Annotated in this window: 2 protein-coding genes; one reads left to right on the forward strand and one right to left on the reverse strand. The window is 65.0% G+C overall.

The features are described 5' to 3' along the window. Positions 1 to 455, reverse strand: a 455-nt coding sequence (locus tag A5695_RS12055; protein ID WP_197515467.1) for a glycosyltransferase, incomplete at its 3' end; no start/stop codon positions are given. Positions 456 to 694: 239 nt separating this feature from the next. Here A5695_RS12055 and A5695_RS12060 point away from each other — a divergent pair. Next, positions 695 to 1,545: glycosyltransferase (locus A5695_RS12060; protein WP_082946028.1), on the forward strand; the 851-nt coding region annotated here is incomplete at its 3' end.

The following is a 1,545-nucleotide window of genomic DNA, read 5'->3' on the forward strand; positions in this document are numbered from 1 at the left end:
AGGAAGGGCACGATCGCCCCGTTGGTCCGCCAGGGGAAGTGATGCAGCGTGGCCAGCGGAATCCCGCAGTATTCCGCGACGTTCGCGGCCGTGTCTTCATAATTCATGCCGGTGAGCAGCAGGGCGGCCCCGTCTGCCAAGGACGTCAGCGTCCTGCTGACCTCCGCTCGGCACAGGGTGAGGGGTTCCACGACTTCCCGCCACATCCGGTCGAGCTTCCGAACCTTCCAAGGGTTCTCGAACCAGTAAGTCCAGTAGTCGCGGTGCGGGTCGAGGACGGCCTTCAATTCCGGCCCATACGCGACGCCGGCCGGTCCGACCGACTCGACGAAGTCGACCATCTCGGGAGCGACAGCCATCGTCACGTCGTGTCCCCGCCGCACCAGCTCACGCCCGACAGTCAGGTAGGGTTCGACCTCGCCGCGCGTGCCCCAATTCGCCAGCACAAATTTCATCGCGGATCTTCACCCTTCCAGTTCCCCTGGCGCATGGTCGGATTTGGAGCGGCCGCGCAACGTCCCCGGTTCAGACGACCGCAGCATAACCGGATGCGCGCGGCTGTTCAGGCTCTTAGGAATACTCGCCGCTGGCCACCTGCGGCCTTCATGTCTAGGCTCTCGCACTACCGCAAATGGTAGGAAGGGACAAGGTGACTGACCGTGATGCGGCGTGCGGCTACGTCGAACCGCCCGCACTGAGATTTGTGCTGGCAAGCTACGGAACTCGAGGTGATGTCGAGCCGTCGGTTGTGGTCGGGTCCGAACTGCAGCGGCGAGGGCACCACGTGCGTATCGCGGTCCCGCCCGACTTGATTGGCTTCGCCGAATCGGCTGGGCTCACCGCGGTGCCCTACGGAGCCGAGACGCAGGCCTGGCTGGACATGTTCCGGAATTTTTTCACGTCCCGGTTCGGCACCTTCCGACGAGTTCGGGAGAGATCGAGGTGGGCGCGCGAACTGTGGGAGATCAGCACCCAGGCTTGGGTGCAGATGAACCAGACGCTGACGGCGCTGGCGGATGAGGCCGACCTGGTGCTCGCCGGCCAGACTTACCAGGAGATCGCCGCCAATGTGGCGGAATACCATGGTCTTCCGCTGGTGACGCTGCACCACGTCCCGATGCGACCCAACGGCCAAGCGGTGGCGATCTTGCCGGCGCCGGCCTCTCGCCTCGCGCTCGCGTTGCACGACTGGTTGTGGTGGCGCGCATCAAAGCAGGCCGATGACGCACAGCGCCGTGCCCTGGGTCTGCGGCCGGCCACAAGACCGTGGACCCGACGGATCGCAGAACGCGGGTCGCTGGAGATTCAGGCCTATGACGAGGTCTGCTACCCGGGGCTTGCTGCCGAATGGGCGAAATGGAACGGCCAGCGACCGTTCGTCGGTGCACTGACTTTGCAGTTGCCCACGGAGGCTGACGACGACGTCATGTCGTGGATCGCATCCGGAAAGCCGCCGATCTGTTTCGCGTTCGGCAGCGCGGCGGTCGAATCCGCCGCCGACACCCTCGCCATGATCGGCGTGGCTTGCGCGAAACTGGGTGAGCG

The organism is Mycobacterium sp. E1747 (assembly GCF_001667775.1).
Classification (GTDB): Bacteria; Actinomycetota; Actinomycetes; order Mycobacteriales; family Mycobacteriaceae; genus Mycobacterium.